The organism is Catenulispora yoronensis, assembly GCF_039531695.1.
GTDB lineage: Bacteria > Actinomycetota > Actinomycetes > Streptomycetales > Catenulisporaceae > Catenulispora > Catenulispora yoronensis.
The window spans coordinates 1-543 of sequence record NZ_BAAAQN010000238.1; the positions used below are offsets into that span (position 1 = coordinate 1).

At 60.0% G+C, this 543-nt stretch carries 1 protein-coding gene; it reads right to left on the reverse strand.

Features of this window, described 5'->3' with window-relative positions:
• Positions 1 to 543 (reverse strand): extracellular solute-binding protein (locus tag ABD481_RS47055; RefSeq protein WP_344672387.1); only part of this gene is annotated, 543 nt, incomplete at both ends.

A 543-nucleotide genomic window follows, 5' to 3' on the forward strand; every position in this document is an offset into this window, starting at 1 on the left:
CATATCGACCCACACCGGGCCCATGGCGATTTCCCCCCGGCTCAGCATATCGAGCGTCCCGGCGTTGCCCGGGGTGAAAGTTACGTTTTTATTGAACGCCTTTAGCTTCTCATAGGCCTGCTGCCAGCCTTTTTCGACGCTTTTATCATAGGGCCCGGCGGAGAGACGCTGGGCGTCGGTCCCGTAGGCGTAGATCCAGCCCACCACAAAGCTGACGCCGGACATGCCGTTCTTGATGCCGTTATAGCCAAAAGCCTGCGGGTGTTTCTGCGTCCAGGCCACCAGCTCGTCATACGACGTCGGCGGGGTAGTGACCAGATCGCTGTTCCAGGCGATAGCGGTCTGGCTTAAGAACATCGGCATCACGTATCCGTCAACGTTAACGCCCAGCGCCTGGATGGCGCTCGGCGAACTCACCATGCCGCCGGTCTGAATATCCTGACGGTATTTTTGCAGCAATCCCTTTGCCACCTGCTCACCGCCCGCCTTCTGGTGCACTACCGCGACGTCGATATCCCACCGCTGCGCGCCGCTCTCCTGCTG